This window comes from Actinoallomurus bryophytorum (assembly GCF_006716425.1).
Taxonomy (GTDB): Bacteria; Actinomycetota; Actinomycetes; order Streptosporangiales; family Streptosporangiaceae; genus Actinoallomurus; species Actinoallomurus bryophytorum.
Genome location: NZ_VFOZ01000001.1, coordinates 7,103,991 through 7,122,194 on the forward strand (window position 1 = coordinate 7,103,991; position 18,204 = coordinate 7,122,194).

General features: G+C 68.6%; 17 protein-coding genes, 2 tRNA genes and 2 pseudogenes. 11 read left to right on the forward strand and 10 right to left on the reverse strand.

Annotated features, from left to right (window positions below):
- Window positions 1-5: 5 nt before the first annotated feature.
- Complete coding sequence (locus tag FB559_RS32850; RefSeq protein ID WP_141960826.1) at window positions 6-1,646, reverse strand: serine/threonine-protein kinase; 1,641 nt, start codon at window positions 1,644-1,646, stop codon at window positions 6-8.
- 95 nt (window positions 1,647-1,741) lie between these two features.
- Between FB559_RS32850 and FB559_RS32855 the strand changes: the two genes are divergently transcribed.
- Genes FB559_RS32855 through FB559_RS32865 form a run of 3 tightly spaced genes read left to right on the forward strand, consistent with a single transcriptional unit; the run spans window position 1,742 to window position 5,332 of the window.
- Window positions 1,742-3,511, forward strand: coding sequence for a carboxyl transferase domain-containing protein (locus FB559_RS32855; protein WP_246122270.1), 1,770 nt, complete (start codon window positions 1,742-1,744; stop codon window positions 3,509-3,511).
- A 16-nt stretch (window positions 3,512-3,527) separates the two neighbouring features.
- On the forward strand, window positions 3,528-4,502 hold the full coding sequence (locus FB559_RS32860) for a chorismate-binding protein (RefSeq protein WP_141960828.1): 975 nt from the start codon (window positions 3,528-3,530) through the stop codon (window positions 4,500-4,502).
- Window positions 4,499-5,332 (forward strand): aminotransferase class IV, encoded by an 834-nt coding sequence (locus FB559_RS32865; protein WP_141960829.1) that lies wholly within the window; start codon window positions 4,499-4,501, stop codon window positions 5,330-5,332. The genes FB559_RS32860 and FB559_RS32865 overlap by 4 nt, the downstream gene beginning before the upstream one ends.
- 108 nt (window positions 5,333-5,440) lie before the next feature.
- On the opposite strand, the gene FB559_RS32870 is transcribed toward FB559_RS32865, so the two are convergent.
- Window positions 5,441-5,860, reverse strand: a complete 420-nt coding sequence (locus tag FB559_RS32870) for an SsgA family sporulation/cell division regulator (protein ID WP_141960830.1) — start codon at window positions 5,858-5,860, stop codon at window positions 5,441-5,443.
- Window positions 5,861-6,085: 225 nt separating this feature from the next.
- On the opposite strand from FB559_RS32870, the gene FB559_RS32875 reads away from it, so the two are divergent.
- The 4 genes and pseudogenes from FB559_RS32875 to FB559_RS46910 all read left to right on the forward strand — a co-directional run.
- On the forward strand, window positions 6,086-6,448 hold the full coding sequence (locus FB559_RS32875) for a TIGR02611 family protein (protein WP_141960831.1): 363 nt from the start codon (window positions 6,086-6,088) through the stop codon (window positions 6,446-6,448).
- A gap of 80 nt (window positions 6,449-6,528) precedes the next feature.
- Window positions 6,529-6,600: transfer RNA gene (locus tag FB559_RS32880), tRNA-Val, on the forward strand.
- Window positions 6,601-6,836: 236 nt separating this feature from the next.
- Window positions 6,837-7,226 carry an IS5 family transposase gene (locus FB559_RS46905; protein ID WP_425455095.1) on the forward strand — a complete coding sequence of 130 codons (390 nt, stop codon included), beginning with the start codon at window positions 6,837-6,839 and terminating at the stop codon, window positions 7,224-7,226.
- Window positions 7,223-7,486, forward strand: a pseudogene (locus tag FB559_RS46910) (transposase); the annotation flags it as partial. The gene FB559_RS46905 and the pseudogene FB559_RS46910, both read left to right, overlap by 4 nt.
- A gap of 165 nt (window positions 7,487-7,651) precedes the next feature.
- Here the strand turns inward: FB559_RS46910 and FB559_RS32890 are convergent.
- The 5 genes from FB559_RS32890 to FB559_RS32910 all read right to left on the reverse strand — a co-directional run bounded on the left by FB559_RS32890 (window position 7,652) and on the right by FB559_RS32910 (window position 11,081).
- On the reverse strand, window positions 7,652-7,900 hold the full coding sequence (locus FB559_RS32890) for a hypothetical protein (protein ID WP_141960832.1): 249 nt from the start codon (window positions 7,898-7,900) through the stop codon (window positions 7,652-7,654).
- Window positions 7,897-8,460 carry a pyridoxal-dependent decarboxylase gene (locus FB559_RS44235; protein ID WP_246122632.1) on the reverse strand — a complete coding sequence of 188 codons (564 nt, stop codon included), beginning with the start codon at window positions 8,458-8,460 and terminating at the stop codon, window positions 7,897-7,899. Before FB559_RS44235 ends, FB559_RS32890 begins: the two co-directional genes overlap by 4 nt.
- Entirely contained in the window at window positions 8,361-8,777 is a 417-nt protein-coding gene (locus FB559_RS45850; protein WP_141960834.1) for a pyridoxal-dependent decarboxylase, read from the reverse strand. Before FB559_RS45850 ends, FB559_RS44235 begins: the two co-directional genes overlap by 100 nt.
- A 175-nt stretch (window positions 8,778-8,952) precedes the next feature.
- A complete protein-coding gene (locus FB559_RS32905; protein WP_141960835.1) occupies window positions 8,953-9,942 on the reverse strand; it encodes a hypothetical protein in 990 nt (329 codons plus the stop codon).
- Window positions 9,943-10,052: 110 nt separating this feature from the next.
- Window positions 10,053-11,081, reverse strand: a complete 1,029-nt coding sequence (locus FB559_RS32910) for an endonuclease/exonuclease/phosphatase family protein (protein WP_141960836.1) — start codon at window positions 11,079-11,081, stop codon at window positions 10,053-10,055.
- A 177-nt stretch (window positions 11,082-11,258) separates the two neighbouring features.
- On the opposite strand from FB559_RS32910, the pseudogene FB559_RS45855 reads away from it, so the two are divergent.
- Together FB559_RS45855 and FB559_RS32930 are read left to right on the forward strand one after the other, a co-directional pair.
- A pseudogene (locus FB559_RS45855) lies at window positions 11,259-12,449 on the forward strand (serine hydrolase domain-containing protein).
- A 293-nt stretch (window positions 12,450-12,742) separates the two neighbouring features.
- Window positions 12,743-12,816, forward strand: a tRNA-Met gene (locus FB559_RS32930).
- 732 nt (window positions 12,817-13,548) lie between these two features.
- Here FB559_RS32930 and FB559_RS32935 read toward each other — a convergent pair.
- Window positions 13,549-13,911 (reverse strand): DUF1304 domain-containing protein, encoded by a 363-nt coding sequence (locus FB559_RS32935; protein ID WP_141960840.1) that lies wholly within the window; start codon window positions 13,909-13,911, stop codon window positions 13,549-13,551.
- Between the two features lie 185 nt (window positions 13,912-14,096).
- Window positions 14,097-14,924, reverse strand: coding sequence for an LLM class F420-dependent oxidoreductase (locus tag FB559_RS32940; protein WP_141960841.1), 828 nt, complete (start codon window positions 14,922-14,924; stop codon window positions 14,097-14,099).
- A 191-nt stretch (window positions 14,925-15,115) separates the two neighbouring features.
- Between FB559_RS32940 and FB559_RS32945 the strand changes: the two genes are divergently transcribed.
- The gene (locus tag FB559_RS32945; RefSeq protein WP_141960842.1) at window positions 15,116-15,751 is read left to right on the forward strand and encodes a cysteine hydrolase family protein; all 636 of its coding nucleotides are present in this window, start codon (window positions 15,116-15,118) and stop codon (window positions 15,749-15,751) included.
- Between the two features lie 50 nt (window positions 15,752-15,801).
- On the opposite strand, the gene FB559_RS32950 is transcribed toward FB559_RS32945, so the two are convergent.
- Window positions 15,802-16,248 (reverse strand): hypothetical protein, encoded by a 447-nt coding sequence (locus FB559_RS32950; protein ID WP_141960843.1) that lies wholly within the window; start codon window positions 16,246-16,248, stop codon window positions 15,802-15,804.
- A gap of 790 nt (window positions 16,249-17,038) precedes the next feature.
- On the opposite strand from FB559_RS32950, the gene FB559_RS32955 reads away from it, so the two are divergent.
- The gene (locus tag FB559_RS32955) at window positions 17,039-18,193 is read left to right on the forward strand and encodes an aldose epimerase family protein (protein ID WP_246122274.1); all 1,155 of its coding nucleotides are present in this window, start codon (window positions 17,039-17,041) and stop codon (window positions 18,191-18,193) included.
- Window positions 18,194-18,204 lie beyond the last annotated feature (11 nt).

The following is an 18,204-nucleotide window of genomic DNA, read 5'->3' on the forward strand; positions in this document are numbered from 1 at the left end:
CCCTCCTACTGGACCGTGGCACCCCGGATGCAGACCGGCTTGGCCCAGGAGATCGTCGCGGGCTGGCCCATGGCGACGAACGAGCCGACCGTGAAGCAGTAGCCCTTCGCCGGGTCCAGGCCGCTGACCGTCGTGTGCATGGTGCGCGGCGGGAGCCCCTGCGGGTTCTGCGGGCCCGTCTCGTCGTTCTGCTGCACCCAGACCGGGTTGTTGTTGTCCGGTGCCAGCGTCCACCGCAGGCTGACCAGGGGGCCTCGAGCGACCGCGCGCACGTTTCTCGGCCTCGCGGCGCGCATGACCGAGGCGGGGACGGAGGCGGTGGGCGCCGCACTGGGGGACGTCGGCGCCGCCGAGGTGGGCCCCGGGGTGGGCTTGCCGCCGCCCTCGCCGCCGAGAAGGAGGATGCCGCCGACGCCGGCGGTCGTGCCGAGGAAGACGACGGCGACCATCCCGACGATGAGGCCGGTGCGGCGGCCCCCTCCGTCCGTCGGCGGCGCGGCGGGCCGCGGGTCGGGCTCGACGGTCTCGGGCGGCCTGCCCGGCGTTCGCTCACGCGGCCCGGTGCCGGGCCGCCGTGCCGCCGGAGGAGCCGTCGTCTGCGACACCGGGCGCGGCGCCGTGGGACGTGTGTCCGGTGGTAGCGGCGGAAAGCCCTGCGGGGGCGCCGGCATCGCCGCGGCGTCAGGATGCCCGGCCGGCAGACGAGGGTCGAACGACTCGACCAGCCGGTCGAAGCCGGGACCGGTGAAGCCTGAGTGGTCGACCTCCGGGGACGGCGGCACCGGAGGGCCGGGCATGGAGTCACTGCCGGCGAGCTCGGTCACCGGCAGCCGGAGCTCCATCTGGAGGTGCTGCAGGCGGGTGGCGAACGCGATCGCGCTCGGATAACGGTCGCCCGGGGCCTTGGCCATCGCCTTCGTGATGACGTCGAAGACCTGGGGCGGCAGGTCAGGCCGCTGGATCGGCGGCGGTGGCTCCTTGAGGATGCGCATCATCAGCGGGCCGATCCCGCTGCCCGAACGCGCACGGAACGCCGGAGTGCCCGCCAGGAGCTGGTACATCGACGAGGCCAGCGCGTAGATGTCGGATGCCACGCCCGGCGCCTCACCGTTGACGATCTCGGGTGCGGCGTGATGTGGCGTGAACGCGTTGGTGTGGGTGGCCTCGGAGGAGTCGACGAGCCGCGCGACGCCGAAGTCGGCCAGCGCCGGCTCGCCGTACCGGGAGACCAGGATGTTCTGCGGTTTGACGTCGCGGTGCAGCACCTCGGCCTCGTGCGTGGCCGCGAGCGCGCCCGCGATCTTCACCCCGATCCGCAGCACGTCCGGCACCGGCAGCGGGCCCTCGCGGGACAGCCGGTCGCGCAGCGATCCGCGCTCGAAGTAGTCCATCGAGATGTAGGGCCGGCCCGCGCTGGTAATCCCGGTGTCGAGGACCGTGACGACGTTGGGGTGGGCGGTGAGCCGGCCGGTGATCTGACACTCGCGCTCGAACCTGCGCATCGTGTCGCCGTCCACCGCGTCGACGGACAGCACCTTCAACGCGACGACGCGGTCGAGACGTTGCTGGTGGGCGCGGTAGACGACGCTGAATCCGCCTTCGCCCGCCCGCTCCAGGATGCGGTAGCCGGGGACCTGGTCGATCATGCGGTCCCTTCTTGGTCGTTCGGGGCACGGGGCGGCGGGGTTGTGCCCCGTTGATGGTAGTACGTGTGCCTGACATCAGAGAGAGGTTGCAGCGCATGGACACCACCCCTGTGACGGCACCCGTACAAGGCATCGTCGTCAGTATCGACGTGGCGACGGGCCAGTCCGTTCCGGCCGGAACGCCACTGCTCGTACTGGAATCGATGAAGATGGAGTACGTGGTCGTGGCGCCGGTCGCCGGGGTCGTGGGTGAGGTCGCGACCGCCGCGGGCGAGGTCGTCGGCGAGGACGAGGTCCTGCTGTCCCTCGAGGAGGGCGACGTCGCCCCCGCCGCCGCCCCGGCGGACGCCGCGCCGGGGGAGCGTGCCGACCTGGCCGAGGTGCTGCGCCGCCACGAGATCGGCCTGGACGCCGCGCGCCCGGACGCCGTACGACGCCGGCGCGACACCGGGCACCGTACGGCGCGGGAGAACATCGCCGACCTGTGCGAGACGTTCACCGAGTACGGCGCGCTGACCATCGCTGCCCAGCGCGCACGGCGGTCGATGGAGGACCTGATCGAGCGGACCCCCGCCGACGGCATGGTCGCCGGGGTCGGGGACGTGAACGGCCGCCCCGCCGTCGTCATGGCCTACGACTACACCGTCCTGGCCGGCACCCAGGGCGCCATGAACCACTACAAGAAGGACCGGATGCTCGAGCTCGCCGAACGCCGGCGGCTGCCCGTCGTCCTGTTCGCCGAGGGCGGCGGCGGACGTCCCGGCGACACCGACACGACCTCGGTCTCCGGCCTGGACACGATGGCGTTCCACCTGTTCGCGCGGCTCAGCGGACAGGTGCCCCTCGTCGGCATCGCCTCGGGACGCTGCTTCGCCGGCAACGCCGCTCTTCTCGGCTGCTGCGACGTCGTCATCGCCACCGAGGACTCCAACATCGGCATGGGCGGCCCGGCGATGATCGAGGGTGGTGGCCTCGGGGTCTTCGCGCCGGAGGAGGTCGGGCCGATGTCGGTCCAGGTGCCGAACGGCGTCGTGGACGTCCCCGTCGCCGGGGAGGCCGAGGCCGTACGCGTGGCCAAGCGGTACCTCGCCTATTTCCAGGGCTCGATTGAGGACTGGGAGAGCGCCGACCAGGATCTTCTGCGCGACCTCGTCCCCGAGGACCGCAAACGGGTCTACGACGTACGCACGGTGATCGAGACGATCGCCGACACGGGCTCGGTGCTCGAACTTCGGCGGGCGTTCGGCGCGGGGATCGTCACGGCGCTGGTCCGGATCGAGGGCGTGCCGATGGGCCTGATCGCCAACAGCCCCGCCCACCTCGGCGGGGCGATCGACGCCGACGACGCGGACAAGGCCGCCCGTTTCATGCGGCTCTGCGACGCCTTCGGGCTGCCCCTGGTGTCGCTGTGCGACACACCGGGCTTCATGGTCGGCCCCGACGCCGAGGAGACCGCGACCGTACGCCATTTCTCCCGCATGTTCGTGATCGGGGCGAACCTGAGCGTCCCTCTCGTCATGGTCATCCTTCGCAAGGCGTACGGCCTGGGCGCGCAGGCCATGGGCGGCGGCAGCCTCAAGGTGCCGGTGGCGACCGTGGCCTGGCCGACCGGAGAGCTGGGCGGCATGGGCCTGGAGGGCGCCGTACGGCTGGGGTACCGCAAGGAGCTGGCGGCGGCCGAGGACCCGGACGCGCTGTTCGACGAGCTCGTCGCGCGCTCCTACGAGCGCGGCAAGGCGCTGTCCGCGGCGACCGTCTACGAGATCGACGACGTGATCGACCCGGCCGCCACCCGTCACTGGATCACCACGGCGCTCCGCGACGCACCGCGAGGGGAACGCCGGATTCCGCTCGACACCTGGTGACCGGCAGACTGGTGTCATGTTCGCCCATGCCGGGGGAGTGCTGGCGACCGACCTGACCGACGTGACCAGCGACCTCACCGCGCTGGACTCCACGGGGTTCTGGGCCGTCGTGATCACCTACGAAGGCAAGATCACCTGCGCCCGGTTCGGCGACGTACGCAGGGCGCCACTCCCGTACGCGCCCTGGCGGGGGCCCTCGCGCAGCGCCTGGACCAGCTCGCTCGACCGTTCGGCGTACGTCTCGGGCGTCGAGACGATCCGCGCCGCGATCGCCGAGGGAACGGTGTACCAGGCCAACCTGTGCCGCGTCATGTCCGCGCCGCTGCCCGGAGCCGACCTGCTCGGCCTCGGGAACGCCCTGGCCGCCGGCAACCCGGCACCGTACGGCGCGGTCATGCGGCTACCGGGCATGCAGATCGCCTCGGCTTCGCCAGAGCTTTACCTCTCGCGGGACGGTGACATCGTGGAGTCCCGGCCGATCAAGGGCACCGGCCGTACCCCGTCGGACCTGCTGCCGAAGGACCGCGCCGAGAACGTCATGATCGTCGACCTGGTCCGCAACGACCTGGGCAGGGTCGCCGAGGTCGGCTCGGTCGCGGTACCGGCGCTGTGCGAGCTGGAGGAGCATCCGGGCCTGGTGCATCTCGTGTCGACCGTACGGGCCCGCCTGCCGCACGGTGCCGGCTGGCCGGAGCTCATCGCCGCGACGTTTCCGCCCGGGTCGATCACCGGGGCGCCCAAGTCGAGTGCCCTGACCCTTCTCAATGAACTCGAACCGGTGCCGCGCGGGCCGTACTGTGGTGCCATCGGCTGGGTGGACGCGGAGTCCCGGCGTGGCGCTCTCGCCGTCGGTATCCGGACTTTCTGGGCTGAGGACGATCTGCTCAGGTTCGGCACCGGGGCGGGCATCACGTGGCATTCTGACCCCCTGCGCGAATGGCGGGAGACCGAGCTGAAGGCGGCTCGGCTATTGGAGGTAGCTTCGCGATGAGTTCGGGTCCGGTATGGATCAACGGGGCGCTGCACGCGCCCGAGGACGCACGGGTGTCCGTGTTCGACCACGGAATCCTCGTGGGCGACGGCGTGTTCGAGACGATCAAGGCCGTACGCGGCGAGGCGTTCGCGCTGACCCGCCATCTCGACCGCCTGGCCGTCTCGGCGGCCGGGCTGGGCCTGCCCTCGCCGGACCTGGAGGCCATCCGGCAGGGCACGCTCGACGTGCTCGCCGCCGCCCCTGCCTGGGATCTCGCCCGGATCCGCATCACCTACACCAGCGGCGTCGGCCCGCTGGGCTCGGACCGCGGCACCTCCGGTTCGACCGCGATCGTCGCCGCCGCGTCACAGCAGCCCTTCCCGGCCACCGGTGACGTCTCCGTGGTGCCATGGCCGCGCAACGAGCGCGGGGCCCTGTCGGGCCTGAAGACGACGTCGTACGGCGACAACGCCAAGGCCCTCGAGTACGCCCATTCGCGCGGCGGCGCCGAGGCCATCTTCGGCAACCTGGCCGGCAACCTGTGCGAGGGCACCGGCTCGAACGTCTTCCTCGTCCGCGGCGGCCGGCTGATCACTCCGCCGCTGTCCTCGGGCTGCCTGGCCGGCATCACGCGTGCGCTGGTGCTGGAGTGGGTGGGCGGGGAGGAGGTGGACGTGCCGCTTCCGGCGTTCGCCGAGGCGGATGAGGCGTTCCTGACCTCGACGACCCGAGACGTACAGCCGATCCGGGCGGTGGACGGCGCCGTCTTCCCGGCCGCCCCGGGCCCTGTCACGCGCAAGGCCATCGAGGTCTTCGCCTCACGGGGAGCGGCCGACCTCGACCCGTGATCGGGGCGTACGGCCCCGCGCCTGGGTGTGGGCCAGCGCTGGGAGGCGCTTGGCACGGGGCCGTACGGTCTTTGACGTCTTTTACGTCAGGAGTGGCAGAGCTTTACGTCAGGAGTGCCAGAGCAGGTCGTCGAGTTCCGCCTCGATGTCTATGAAGTCCGATTCCCGGCCTGCGGCCACGATCTCGTACGTACGGTTGAGGAAGTCGGTCAGGGGCGTGAGCGGAGCCTCGAAGTGCGCGGTACCAAAGGGTGACGAAAGAGACAGGTTGAGCGCGCGCTCCGCGACATCGTCCGCGGGCCACACCTGAACGTCCCCGTCCCCGACCCGGCGCACGACACCGACGGTCAGCAGCTCGCGAGCAAAGATCCACTCCACCGGATCGTCGTCGCCGACGTGGAAGGCGACACGGATGGCATAGGGATCGTCGGCGGCGTACTCCAGCGTTGCGAGCAGCGGGACCGTCGTACGGTCGGGAACGACGAGCCGAAGGCCGACCTCGGCCGAGACGGTGCTGCTGCTGTTCATCGGGCCATTCCTTCAGGCGTCGGACCCGCATCGCGGGCACTCGGTGAGGACGTCGCTCCCTCCAACGGGTGTCCCCTTCGGTCTATGACCCGTAACTGCGAAAACTCCTAAGAACATTCCGCCCCCCGAACCCGATCTGACCGGCCTCACCGTCCTGATACCCGCTCTGACCTGCGTGGAAGCGGAGCGGGCTAAGGTCGATGCGGAGCGGGCTAGGGTCGAGGCGTGTCTGAGCACTTGACGAGGTGGCGCGAGCGCGTCCGACGGAACACATTGTTGAACAATGCATGGCGTATCGCGGTGTTCACGGTGGGTATGGCCGTACTGCTCGCAGGCGTCGCGATGCTTGTACTGCCAGGCCCCGGCTGGGCCGCGATCTTCGTCGGCTTCGCCATCTTGGCCACGGAGTTCGCCTGGGCGAAGGCGGCGCTGGTCTGGGCGAAGGACAAGGCGAACAAGGCCAAGGACAAGGCCCTGAACCCTGAGACCCGCCGCCGCAACACGATCCTGGCCGTGGCCGCGGGCCTGGTGATCGCGGCAGGGGTGATCGTGTACCTCGCGGTGTTCGGCCTGAACCTGCCGTTCTGACGCCGCCTCCTCGCCTCTGCCGGCGCGCGAAGAGGGGTTGGGATGCGCTAATCTGTGCTGGCGACGGGGCAACCCGTCCGGGGCGATTAGCTCAGTGGGAGAGCGCTTCGTTCACACCGAAGAGGTCACTGGTTCGAACCCAGTATCGCCCACCCGTGTGAGAGCAGTTCAGAGGGTTTCGGATCTTGGATCCGGAGCCCTTTTTGATCTTTGAGGGGTCGGCGGGAGCCAAACCGGGAGCTACCGTCACGCGGACTGTGCTTGCTTGTTGAAGATGGTGTTCATGGTCTCGGCGCCCTTAGAGGTCGTAACAAAATGATCTTGGAATAGGGCTGGGCGCCGGTGAGTTGATCACCGGCGTGAGGAAGGTGAGGATCCACCGTGGATCGTGCCCGACAGCTTGTGGGAGCGGGTCGAGCCGCTGTTGCCCAAGGTCGAGCGGCGGAGCCGGTATCCGGGGCGTAAGCGGCTGGATGATCGTAAGGTGCTGTGCGGGATCTTGTTCGTGCTGCATACCGGGATCCGGTGGAAGTTCTTGCCCCAGGAGGTGGGGTTCGGCTCTGGTATGACGTGCTGGCGCAGGTTGCGGGACTGGCACGAGGCCGGGGTGTGGGATCGGCTGCACCAGGAGTTGCTGGCCGAGTTGCACGCGGCCGGCCATCTGGACTGGTCGCGGGCGGTGATCGACGGTTCGCACGTACGGGCGCTCAAGGGCGGCCCAAAACCGGGCCGAGCCCGGACGACAGGGCGCGAACGGGCTCGAAGCATCATGTCCTGACCGATGGGCACGGCACCCCACTGGCGGTGTCGGTGACCGGCGGCAACCGCACCGACGTCACCCAGCTCATGCCCCTGATCGAGAAGATCCCACCCGTACGCGGACGAGTGGGACGGCCCCGGCAGCGTCCCGGTGAGCTGCTGGCCGACCGCGGGTATGACCACGACAAGTACCGGCGTCTGGTGCGGGCCAAGGGCATCAAACCCGTGATCGCCCGCCGCGGCACACCACACGGGTCCGGCCTGTGCACCCACCGCTACGTCGTCGAACGCACCATCGCCCTGCTGCACTGGTTCCGGCGCCTGCGCATCCGCTGGAATCCGCGACGACATCCACGAAGCCTTCCTCACCCTCGGCGCCGCCATCATCTGCTGGCGCAGACTCATCCGCTGATCTTTCTGTTACGACCTGTTAGGGAGCTCTGGTTACAGGATGTTCCACTGTCGCTGGAGTTCCCTGGCGTTGAATCCGCGCACGCGGCGCATGATCTCAGCGGCCTTGCCGGGCTCGTAGGTGGCCTTCCTTGCGTTCGTGGCGATCATGCGGAGTTCTCGAAGGTCGCGGATGATGGGATATCCGCTCCACCGGGTGACGTCCCACCCGTACGCCTCGGCGAATTCCTCGTAGTGCCGTCTTCCGTACCCGAACCGTCGGCAGTGCACCTCGATGGTCACCAGATCCCACTCCGTTGGCCGATCGTGATGTTGTCCCAGTCACAAAGAACTGTCCGGTCGCCGTCGAACAACGCATTTCCGTGCTGCGGGTCTCCTTGGATGACGCCGGGCGACAGCTCATAGGTGAGGGAGGCGAGGGCGTGCTCGAGTTCGTCGAGGCGTTCCCACAGGGAGCGCAGGGTCTCCTCGGACAACGATGTCGATGTCGTCCTCGTCGCTGGCCCAGTCCGACACCGAGATGCGCATGAGACGATCTCCGCCCGGCCACTCGCCGCGAGCGCGTCGGCGAGACGACGGGCGAGCCGTACGGTCCGCTCGACCAGCTCGGCGACACCGTCACGTCCCAGCGACCGCAGCGTCGCGTAGACCCCCACTCCGCGGGTGCGGCGGGAGAACTCCGGGCCCCAGTCCATCGGGTCACGGGCGCCCGTCCCCTGTTCGAGGTAGGCGGCGTGCGTGCTCATCGCGGTGCGATGAGCGGCCGCGTTGCGGCAGATCGCGATGCCGCAGTCGTAGGCGTTGAGGAGCTTGTGCCCGTCGGTCGACCAGGAGTCGACCAGGAGTCGAGCCGGTCGAGCCCGGCCACCTGACCGGCCATGGCCGGAGAGGCGGCGGCCAGGAGCATCACCGCCCCGTCGACGTGGACCCAGGCCGGACTGCCGGCCGCCCGATGCGCGTCGATCAGGTCGGCCCCCGCGGCAAAGTCGTCGAAGGCGCCGGTGTTGACGTTGCCGCACTCCACCACCACAATCGTCGGGCCGTTGATCGCGCCGAGCGCCTGCTCGAGCACGTCGAGCCGCACGTTGTCCTGGTCGTCGCACGCGACAGTGACGACCGCCCGCTCGCCGAAGCCGAGGAACCGCAGCGCGCGCAGCACCGTGCGTGCGCACCGGCCTTGACCACCACCGTGACGGGGGACGCACCCATGAGACCGTCGGCCTCGACGTCCCATCCAGCCGCGCATAGCACCTCGTGGCGGGCCGCGGCCAGGCAGATTAACGTCGCCATCTGCCCCCGGTGACGAACCCGAGCGAGCTGGTGGCCGGCTCTACTCAGAATCGGACCTCGGCCTTCTCCTCGTCGGCCGCGAGCGGCGGCCGGAACCCGTGCAGCCGCCTCGCCGCCAGTGCGATCAGAGCGACGGACCCGAGGGCCAGCACGACGTTCACGACGTAGTCCCCGGTCGTCTTCGCGGCGGTCTCCGGGGTCATGCCGAAACCGACCCAGGCGTAGGTCAGGATGGCACCCGCGGCCAGCCCGAGCCGATGACCGCGGCCCCATCCGCGCCGCCGGCACCAGCGGCTCGTCACGGTGACCGTGACGACCAGCAGTGCGGTGGCCGCCGCGACGCTCCACCAGCCGGGGAGGTCGGCCGTGTTCAGGAACAGGCTCGCCGCCGCGAAGGCGACCACGCCGACGACCCACGGTCTCGGGGCAGCGCCGTCGAGGAGGGCTCGCGGCCTGACACGGAAGGCCACGGCGACGAGTGCCACGATCGCGACGACCGTGGCGATGAGTTGCCCGGGCCGGGCGAAGAAGTGCTCGTCGTTGTAGCTGCCCCACATGACCACGGCCGTGCCCAGGGTGAAGATCGCGGCTGTGACGCCGAGACCGGTACGGCCCAGCCACGGCGTCTCGGCTCGCTCGGGGAACAGCGCCTCGACCAGGGCGATACCGGCGTTGGTGCTCCAGACTGCGTGCATCGTCAAGACGCCGATGGTCAGCCAGCCGCCCATGCCCAGGGCGGGGATGTAGGTGGCGCCCATCTCGTCGTGTCCGGCGTAGAAGTGGTTGAACAGCATCTGGTCCGCCAGCCCCTCCTCTACCAGCCCGTACGCGACGCCGAGGATGAGCATGGTCACCGGCCCGCGCCCGGCACGGCGGGTCACCTCACGGATGAGCAGGGCGCCCCCGCCGTACATCGGAGCGAGCACCGGCAGGAACAGCGGCAGCTGGGAGAAGGCGAGATTGCCGAGCAGCAGTTCCCCCACGGCCGGGGCGAGGAGAAACAGCGCGATGGCGGGCAGGCAACGCTTGAGCATGGGATCGAGCCTGCCCGCCCGGCGACGACGCCGGCAGCGGCCGAAGGTCTATGGGCAACGTCCATCGGTCGGTATCCGAGGGCCGTTCGCGTGGTCGGCCGGTGGTGCCGTCATCTGCTGCCGGCGTTACCCAGACCGCTCCCGCCGAGAGTCACGCTCGCGACAATGGCCTTGTGGTCCGAGCAGGGATGGGGATAGAGGACCCACCAGGGGGGTTCGAAGGCGTTCTCGACCCGGCAGATGCCCGGATCCACGATCGCCGTTCCGAGCGCGTTCCGTGCGAAGTGGCCACTGCTCACGAAGGCATAATCGAGCTTTCCTCCGGCCTCGGTGGGAATGCCATGGTTCGGCGAATCCATGTCGGCCTCGTAGAACGGCCCGGAACCGCCGGCGCTCGGGTCGTACATGGTCCCGAGCAGCTCGTTCGGAGTGGCGTTGAAATCGCCGAGAAGCAGGTACGGATGGGCGGCGATGTCACTGCCGTAGGTCGCGACGAACTGCTGCGCCTCGATGACCGCGGCGGGATGGCTCTGCGCCAGGTGGAAAGAACAGGTCCGGACGTTCTGAGTGAGGTGGAGCGTCATGCACGCACCGCCGCGGCTGGTACGGCCGCTGACGATGTGGCCGGTGTCCTCATCGAAGTAGATGTCGGCCGGGTCACTTGCCGGCACCATGCTGAGCAGGGCGTTCCCCGCGTACGATCCACCGCTGAGCACACATGCCGGTGAGAGCTGGGTCTGGTTGAACTTCCAGGCCTGCACCTGGATGCCGGCGTCCGCGAGCCTTTCCCGCAGATAGTCGATCTGGCTGTCGCACGCCTCATTCACCGAGATGACCGATGGCCGCCAGGCCGACGCGAAGCTCGCGAGCCGGTCGACGACGGCGAGCGAGCCATAATTGTTCGGCTGGTTCGGATTGCCGTCGTGCGTCGTCGCACCCGCGATGTTCCAGTCCAGGGCGTAGAACTGTTGCCCCACGGCCTGGGCCGCGAGCGACGAGCGCCCGTCCGCGACCGCGTGCGCACCGGCACTGGACAGCAGTAATGCCACGACCGAGCCGATGACCGTCGCGAGACGCGTCGACCGCCGCTTCCGCCTGAACGAACAGAATCTCCCCTGGTCATGACGGCTCAATGCCATCACTGCCCTCCTCGCCGATCCATTCGCGGCAGAACACTTATTCGCGCTCTCGCGCACCGAAATTAGAACAGGGAGAAAAGCGAGAATGCGTTTCCTGACCCGACCTGGCCATTTTTCCGGCGACGGTCGTCACCGCTACCGACGGCGGCCGGTCGCCGGGCTCCTGAGATGCTCGGCATGGAGAGCCGACTCCACGACGTGGCGCCAGGTGTCTGTACCGGATCGCTCGACGGTGAGGAGGAGAGCTACGCCTCGTACGGCGTTCGCAGTGTCGAGGACCCCGTCCCGGTCGACGAGGACACGCTGTTCCGCGTCGCCTCCATCGGCAAGCTGGGCACCGGCACTCTGCTCGTCCGTCTGGGGGTCGGTATCGACACCGCCGTACGCGACCATCTGCCGGACTTCCGGCTGGCCGATCCGGCGGTCGCCGAGCGGGTCACCGTACGCGATCTCCTCACGCACCGAGCCGGTTTCGCGCCCGACCACGCCATGGCCCGGCCGGCCGGCGAACTGGACGACGGCGCGCTCGCACGGGCGGTGACGGACCTGGCCGACGCTCCGCAGCTCTTCCCGCTGCGCCGCTTCTACGGGTACAACGCGGGCTTCGTCATCCTGGCCCGCATCGCCTAGCTCGTGGCGGGCGAGCCGTACGAGCACACCGCGCGTCGTCTCGTGTTCGAGCCGGCGGGCATGCGGCGCTCGACGTTCTTCACCGACGAGGCGATCACCCATCCGGTCGCGCTCGGCCACGACGGCACGCCGTCGCGGGTCGTACGGCCCTGGGGGCGGTCGCGGGCTCGCAACGGTGCGGGCGGGCTGATGACCACGGCGCGGGATCTGCTCGCGTTCGTCCGGCACATCACGGCCGAGCCGCGGCCGAGCTGAGAGCCGCTCGCCGACGGCGTGGGCGCCGGTGAGCACGTGGGTGTCGCCTGGAACATCCGCGACCTGCCCGGCGGAGGCCGGGCGGTCGGGCATGCGGGTCTCACCCGCGGTTACGCCGCGAACCTGACCGTCCTTCCGGACAGCGGGCGGGCGTTCGTGGTCCTCGCCAACTCCGAGCTCGCCGGGCCGGCTCTCGCGGCGGCGACCGATGCCGCGCTCGGCCTGCCCGCCGACCCGCGACCCGCCTACGTCCGGGCACCGGACGCGCGCGCCCACCTCGGCGTCTACACCGACGAGGTGGACGAGATCCGGGTCGACGCCGTCGGTGACGGTGTGGTGCTGGCCGGCGCCGACACGGGACGCGTGCGGTTCGTCGGTCCCGACGAGGGGCGCGGCGAGCACGGCCTCCTCGTCCGCTTCATCCGCGATGGCGGAGAGGTCGCCTGGCTCCGTCTCGGCGGAAGAATCCTCAGGAAGATCTAGCCCGGGGGAGCGCCCCCCCGGACCCCCCGATGTGAGGGGCTCCGCCCCCACGCCCCCCAACGGGCTGGGGTCGGATGAAGAGTTCGCGGCGCTGTTCGTACACCGGCTACCACCTCACGGCCGCTGTGACGAGGCTTTCCAGGGAAGCGCGGACTGCTGGCCAGCCGCAGGTTTTCAGTAGGTGGGCGGGGTGGCGAACAGCCGGTTCGGCGGGGATGGCCTCTAGCTTCCTGCTAGTAGGTCCGCGGCCCCGTGGCGTTCGCGGTACGTGTCGTGATCATGTAGCGTGCTCCTGCGCGGTGGAGCAGTTCGGTAGCTCGCTGGGCTCATAACCCAGAGGTCGCCGGTTCAAGTCCGGCTCGCGCCACTCATGGCAGGGCAAGGCCCTCGTCCTTTCAAAGGACGGGGGCCGATGCATTTGGCGGCTGGGCCGGTGGCGATTCAAAGGCCACCTACGCCGTGTCGAGCGAACGGCGGGCGGACATCGCCACCGGATGCGCCGAGTGGCGCCGGTCTCCGTCAGAAGAGCGAGCCGTTTACGGCTGTGCGGTAGGGGTTCGGCGCTCGATGCGTAGGGCTTCAGGTCTCCGGAGATGTGAAACGACCGAGTCGCGTAGCTGCATGAGCGCTTGGGCGGCTCCACGAGGTCATGGCCGCGTGTAGTGGCGACGCTCTCCTCGGCCTTGATGGCGTGGTCGACATCGGCGATGAGGGGGTGCAACGCCGCCAATTGCGCGTCCAAACGATGTCGTTCAGGTTCCGGAGCAGGTCAGTGAAGACGTCCAGGGCGCGTACCGCCAGGTCGACGCGGCGAGAGCGCCGCCACTTCTGTTGTTCCAGAAGCGTCGTGCCGCCGAAGGTCATCGCTACTCCGGACAGCGCGGTGATCGCGGGCAGTATCTGGCTCCGCAGGTCGGACATGACATCGGACTCTTCCACGCTCGTCGAGTAGCCCGCATGGACTCCCCAGCTCGTACCGCGGGGTGTCCGCGGTTCGCCCTAACGTCATTTCATGCAGTGAGGAGTGCGGTGATCTGGAGCAGCCGGCCTGCAAGAGCCCGGCTAAAGGCCGACTTATCCTCGTCGCATTCGGCCGGTATCATCCGGCGATCAGTACCGCAGCCAGTGCCAGCGCGCCGGGGACGGCCTGGACGTAGAGGATTTTGCGGGAGGCGGTCGCGGTCCCGTACACCCCTGCCACGATGACGCAGCACAGGAAGAAGACCTTGGCCTGGAATCCTGTCGAGCCGGTGGCGATGAGGCCCCAGACCAGACCGGCGGCGAGGAAGCCGTTGTAGAGCCCCTGGTTGGCGGCCAGCGGGGCGGTGATCCGTGCCGACTCCTCGTCCAGGCCGAACGCGGAGCGACCGCGCGGGCGCTGCCAAAGGAACATCTCCAAGACCAGGAAGCAGACGTGCAGCGCCGCCACCACGCCGACCAGAACACCCGCGATGACCGCCACTTGCGCCCGCTCCTGCCGTTCGAGAGACGCGTGCACCCGATGGCGTCGCGTACATCGGCAACGTACAGAAGATCATGGACACGTTCAAAGGTGTCGTTATCGCCTCAAGGGAGCGGACGTGTGACCAGTCGTGATCTCCGCATCAACCAGGTGATACCTCCCGTAGGCGACCCGTCGCAGCGTGGCTACCGGTAGTCGTCGGTGAGCGTGGCGAACGTGTCCAGCAGGCGTAGAGTCTCGGCCTCCGGTTCGGTCGGCAGCGAAAGTGCCAGGCGGTCGGCTCCCGCGTCCGCGTAGGCGGTGATGAGTTCGGAGCGGGGTGGCACGGACGCCACGATGACCGGCACCTTCCCGGCTACCTCGGTCAGCCGGTTCAGCTGGGGCCGCGCCTGGGCCGGGTCGTCGACCGAGTGCGGCATCCAACCATCACCGTGTGCGGCCACCCTGGTCAGCGCCGCCTTGCCGTCACCGCCGATGTAGAGGGGCGGATGTGGCTGCTGTACCGGCTTGGGCCAGGAGAAGATCGGGTCGAAGTCGACGTACTCGCCGTGGAACTCGGCCTCGTCCCTGGCCCAGATTTCCTTGATCGCGGCCAGCCGTTCGTTCAGCAGCGTCCCCCGTGTGCGGGGATCCGTGCCGTGATTGCGCATCTCCTCATGGTTCCAGCCCGTGCCCACGCCGAAGATCACTCGGCCGCTGGACAGCAGGTCCAGGCTGGCGACCTCCTTGGCGGTGTGGATCACGTCGCGCTGGGCCAGCAGGGCTATCCCGGTTCCCAGCAGCAGGTCGTCGGTCTCCGTCGCGGCCGCCGTCAGCGCGACGAACGGGTCGAGCGTGCGGTAGTACACCCTGGGCAGTTCGCCGCCCATGAGGAACGGCGTCTCTCGCTTCACCGGGACGTGGCTGTGCTCGTGCAGGAAGAGCGAGTCGAAACCGCGCTCCTCCAACGCCCTGGCGAGCGGCACAGGCCGGATGCCCTCGTCCGTGATGAACGTCGTGACACCAACCTTCATGACTTCAGTGAAACACGCTCCGCGTGCCGTCGCTCGCCAGGGGTGAGCCGAAGCCGTGAACAGTGCCGCGCGTACTGTGAGTACGTGAGGATAGGGCTATTGGACGCGCTATCTCATGAGGTATCCGCGGCTGTGTACATCGGCGCATTATAAGAGCTCGCAAGTGTCGTCCCCCAGAAGGGACCTACTCCATGTCGAGCGTGATTTATGAACCGGAAACCACGGGCCTGGTCCTGATCGACACCGTGAACGATATCTTCTCCGAGGGCGGAAAAGGATACCCACTCTTCAAGGACGAGTTCGCGCGGATCGGCGTTCTGGAGAATCTCGGACGCCTGCTCGCGGGGGCACGCGAACGACGGATGCCGGTCTTTTTCTGCCCGATGTCCTACACCGAAGAGGACTTCACGACCTGGAGGCATCTATCCGGCATCCATCAGGAGATGTACGAGAAGCGCATGTTCGAGGCCGGCAGCTGGGGCGCTGATTTCCACCCCCGGCTGGGCCCGCGCCCCGGCGAGATCACGATCGTCCCGCACAAGAACATCGACGTGATGGCGAACACCGACCTCGACGTCCAGCTACGTCAGCACGGCGTCGAGTACGTCGCGGTCGGCGGGATGATCGGCACCCTGTGCGTGGAGTCGACGGTGCGCAGTGCGATGGAGCGCGGCTACCACGTGACGACGTTCACGGACGCCACGGCCGCGATCGGTGGCGAGGACGCCTACGAGGCGATGGTGCGGCGCTACCGGCTGATCTCCCATGCCACACTCGACGTCGAGGAGTTCCTCGCCGCGAGCGGCAGGAGCGTCCGGCCGGGCTGACCTCGCCATCGACAGGTCGACGACACGCCACCGATCCCGGGCGACGCGCCCTAGCAGCCCCCATGCGTGCTGAGCCAGTCGTCGAGGAAGGTCTGGACGTGGTAGCTGTAGATGCCTCCGTCGGTCAGGTACTGATAGGCGTAGTCGTAGCCGGCTCCACAGGTCGTGCGGCCGGCGTCGATCGCCCAGTCGTCCGGTGCTGAGATGCCGTCCCGGGCGATGGCGGACAGGAACTCCTCATCGGCGCCCCCGTAGTAGTAGTGCGGGCGGACGACGGTCCTGGGGACGATCTCGTGCTTGGTGACGGTGACACGGGGCCGCGGCTTGGTCGTCTTCGTGGGCGATGGTGTGGCCGCCTGGCTGGTCTGGGCGACGGGAGCGATCGGAGCGACCCTGCGGTCGGCCCCGGCGCTGATGGCCATGAACACCGCCACGAAGCCGAGCACTACGACCGCCATGGTGGTGGCACCGATCACGATCACGGTCTTGTTCTGCATGTAGTCCTCCGTTGGACTCCTGCGAGGGGACCAGAACCCGAGCGCCCATCCCTCGTGCTGGGCGGGTCGGAGGCGCGCCGTAAAGGCGCGGTTCAGCGGTGGATCACTTTCAGCCGAGGCGGCGAACATCGTCTGGCTCGGTTATCAGAGGGCGACCGATTCCGTACGGATGACGGTGCTGCGGTCACCGAGAATTGCGAAAAAAGCGAGCAGAGGCGGGAGATGGCCCAGCATGACGTTGTCCGATATTCGCGATCATGCTTACGCTCCAAAGTTGATTGAGTGCCGAGCGTAAAACTTCGCGAGTCGGCATCACCAGCCCCGAACTCAGGGATGACCGAAATGTAGTGATTTTGGCCGACATCAAAAATGGATCTTCACTGGCCGCCGCCAGAGGGCTGACGGACTGCGACGACTGTACGAATTGCCCTTATCGCTGCGCCTTTCGCGCCATTTATTGCCAGCGGAAAATTGTCCCGGCAAAGGCACGGATAGAGGCGCCGGCGAGGGCCAGCCCCAAACGAATGCGTCTGCGCGGATGCGGGGGCGCGGTCGAACGCGGAAGGGGCCCGTGGGCAGAGGCGCGGGTTTCACGACCGCACGGCGGGTTCTTGACAGGCACTACGGCGGACTTTACCTTCAGGGCGCAGATCTCGAACATTGTTCGAAATATCGAACACCTCGGCGGCACCAAGACCACGCCGCGACCACGGCAGGACGGATACCGCCCGATCGGGGGCGGGCGGCGGATGCGCATCCCTGTGATGCATAGCCCGAGAAAGGACCGAGCATGCTCATCCGCTCAATGAAGGCCCGGCTCATCGGCTTAGCCGCCATGGCCGGGTTGATGACCTCGCTCTCGACGCCCGCCGTCGAGGCGGCGCCCAGACCGGACATCACCAAGGACCTGTTCGGCACACTCGCCGACGGCACCCAGGTCTGGCGCTACACCCTGACCAGCGGTGTGCTCCGCGCCCGGATCATCACGTACGGCGGGATCGTGCAGCAGCTCGACGCGCCGGACCGGCATGGTCACCAGGCCGACGTCGTCCTCGGGTTCCCCGATCTGGCCGGCTACGTCGACAAGAACAACCCCGGCCCGTACTTCGGCGCGCTGATCGGCCGGTACGGCAACCGGATCGCCAAGGGCACGTTCACGCTCGACGGCAAGACGTACCACCTTCCGATCAACAACGACCCGAACAGCCTGCACGGCGGCACGAAGGGCTTCGACACCAAGGTCTGGACCGCCACGCCCGCCAAGACCGGCGACGGAGTCTCGCTGCGGCTCGACTACACGAGCCCGGACGGCGAGATGGGCTACCCCGGCACTCTCAAGACGTCCGTGACGTACTCGCTGAGCGCGCGTACGCTGCGCGTCGACTACCGGGCCACCACCGACAAGCCCACGGTCGTCAACCTCACCAACCACTCCTACTGGAACCTGGCCGGCGAGGGCACGGGCGGCATCTACGGAGACCGGCTGCAGCTCAACGCGAGCCACTACACACCGGTGGACTCCACCCTCATCCCGACCGGGCAGATCGCACCGGTCGCCGGCACGCCGATGGACTTCCGGCGACCGACGCCGGTCGGCGCGCGGATCCGCGACAACTTCCAGCAGCTCGCGTTCGGCCAGGGCTATGACCACAACTGGGTGCTGGACGGCTCGGGCTTCCGCCTGGCCGCACGCGTCACCGATCCGGACAGCGGCCGGGTGCTGAGCATCTCCACCGACCAGCCGGGCATCCAGTTCTACTCGGGGAACTTCCTCGACGGCACGCTGTACGGCACCAGCGGCCACCAGTACCGGCAGGGCGACGGACTCGCGCTGGAGACCCAGCACTTCCCCGACTCACCCAACCAGCCCAACTTCCCGTCCACCGTGCTCCGGCCCGGTCAGACCTACCAGACGGCCACGACCTTCACCTTCTCGGCCCACTGAGAAGGACGCTG

Coding starts and splice junctions, on each gene's coding strand:
- FB559_RS32955 (WP_246122274.1), top strand. CDS start 17,039: ATGCTCATCCGCTCAATGAAGGCCCGGCTCATCGGCTTAGCCGCCATG.
- FB559_RS32860 (WP_141960828.1), top strand. CDS start 3,528: ATGTTCGCCCATGCCGGGGGAGTGCTGGCGACCGACCTGACCGACGTG.
- FB559_RS32950 (WP_141960843.1), bottom strand. CDS start 16,248: ATGCAGAACAAGACCGTGATCGTGATCGGTGCCACCACCATGGCGGTC.
- FB559_RS32905 (WP_141960835.1), bottom strand. CDS start 9,942: ATGCTCAAGCGTTGCCTGCCCGCCATCGCGCTGTTTCTCCTCGCCCCG.
- FB559_RS32870 (WP_141960830.1), bottom strand. CDS start 5,860: ATGAACAGCAGCAGCACCGTCTCGGCCGAGGTCGGCCTTCGGCTCGTC.
- FB559_RS32940 (WP_141960841.1), bottom strand. CDS start 14,924: ATGAAGGTTGGTGTCACGACGTTCATCACGGACGAGGGCATCCGGCCT.
- FB559_RS32945 (WP_141960842.1), top strand. CDS start 15,116: ATGTCGAGCGTGATTTATGAACCGGAAACCACGGGCCTGGTCCTGATC.
- FB559_RS32855 (WP_246122270.1), top strand. CDS start 1,742: ATGGACACCACCCCTGTGACGGCACCCGTACAAGGCATCGTCGTCAGT.
- FB559_RS32850 (WP_141960826.1), bottom strand. CDS start 1,646: ATGATCGACCAGGTCCCCGGCTACCGCATCCTGGAGCGGGCGGGCGAA.
- FB559_RS32865 (WP_141960829.1), top strand. CDS start 4,499: ATGAGTTCGGGTCCGGTATGGATCAACGGGGCGCTGCACGCGCCCGAG.
- FB559_RS32910 (WP_141960836.1), bottom strand. CDS start 11,081: ATGGCATTGAGCCGTCATGACCAGGGGAGATTCTGTTCGTTCAGGCGG.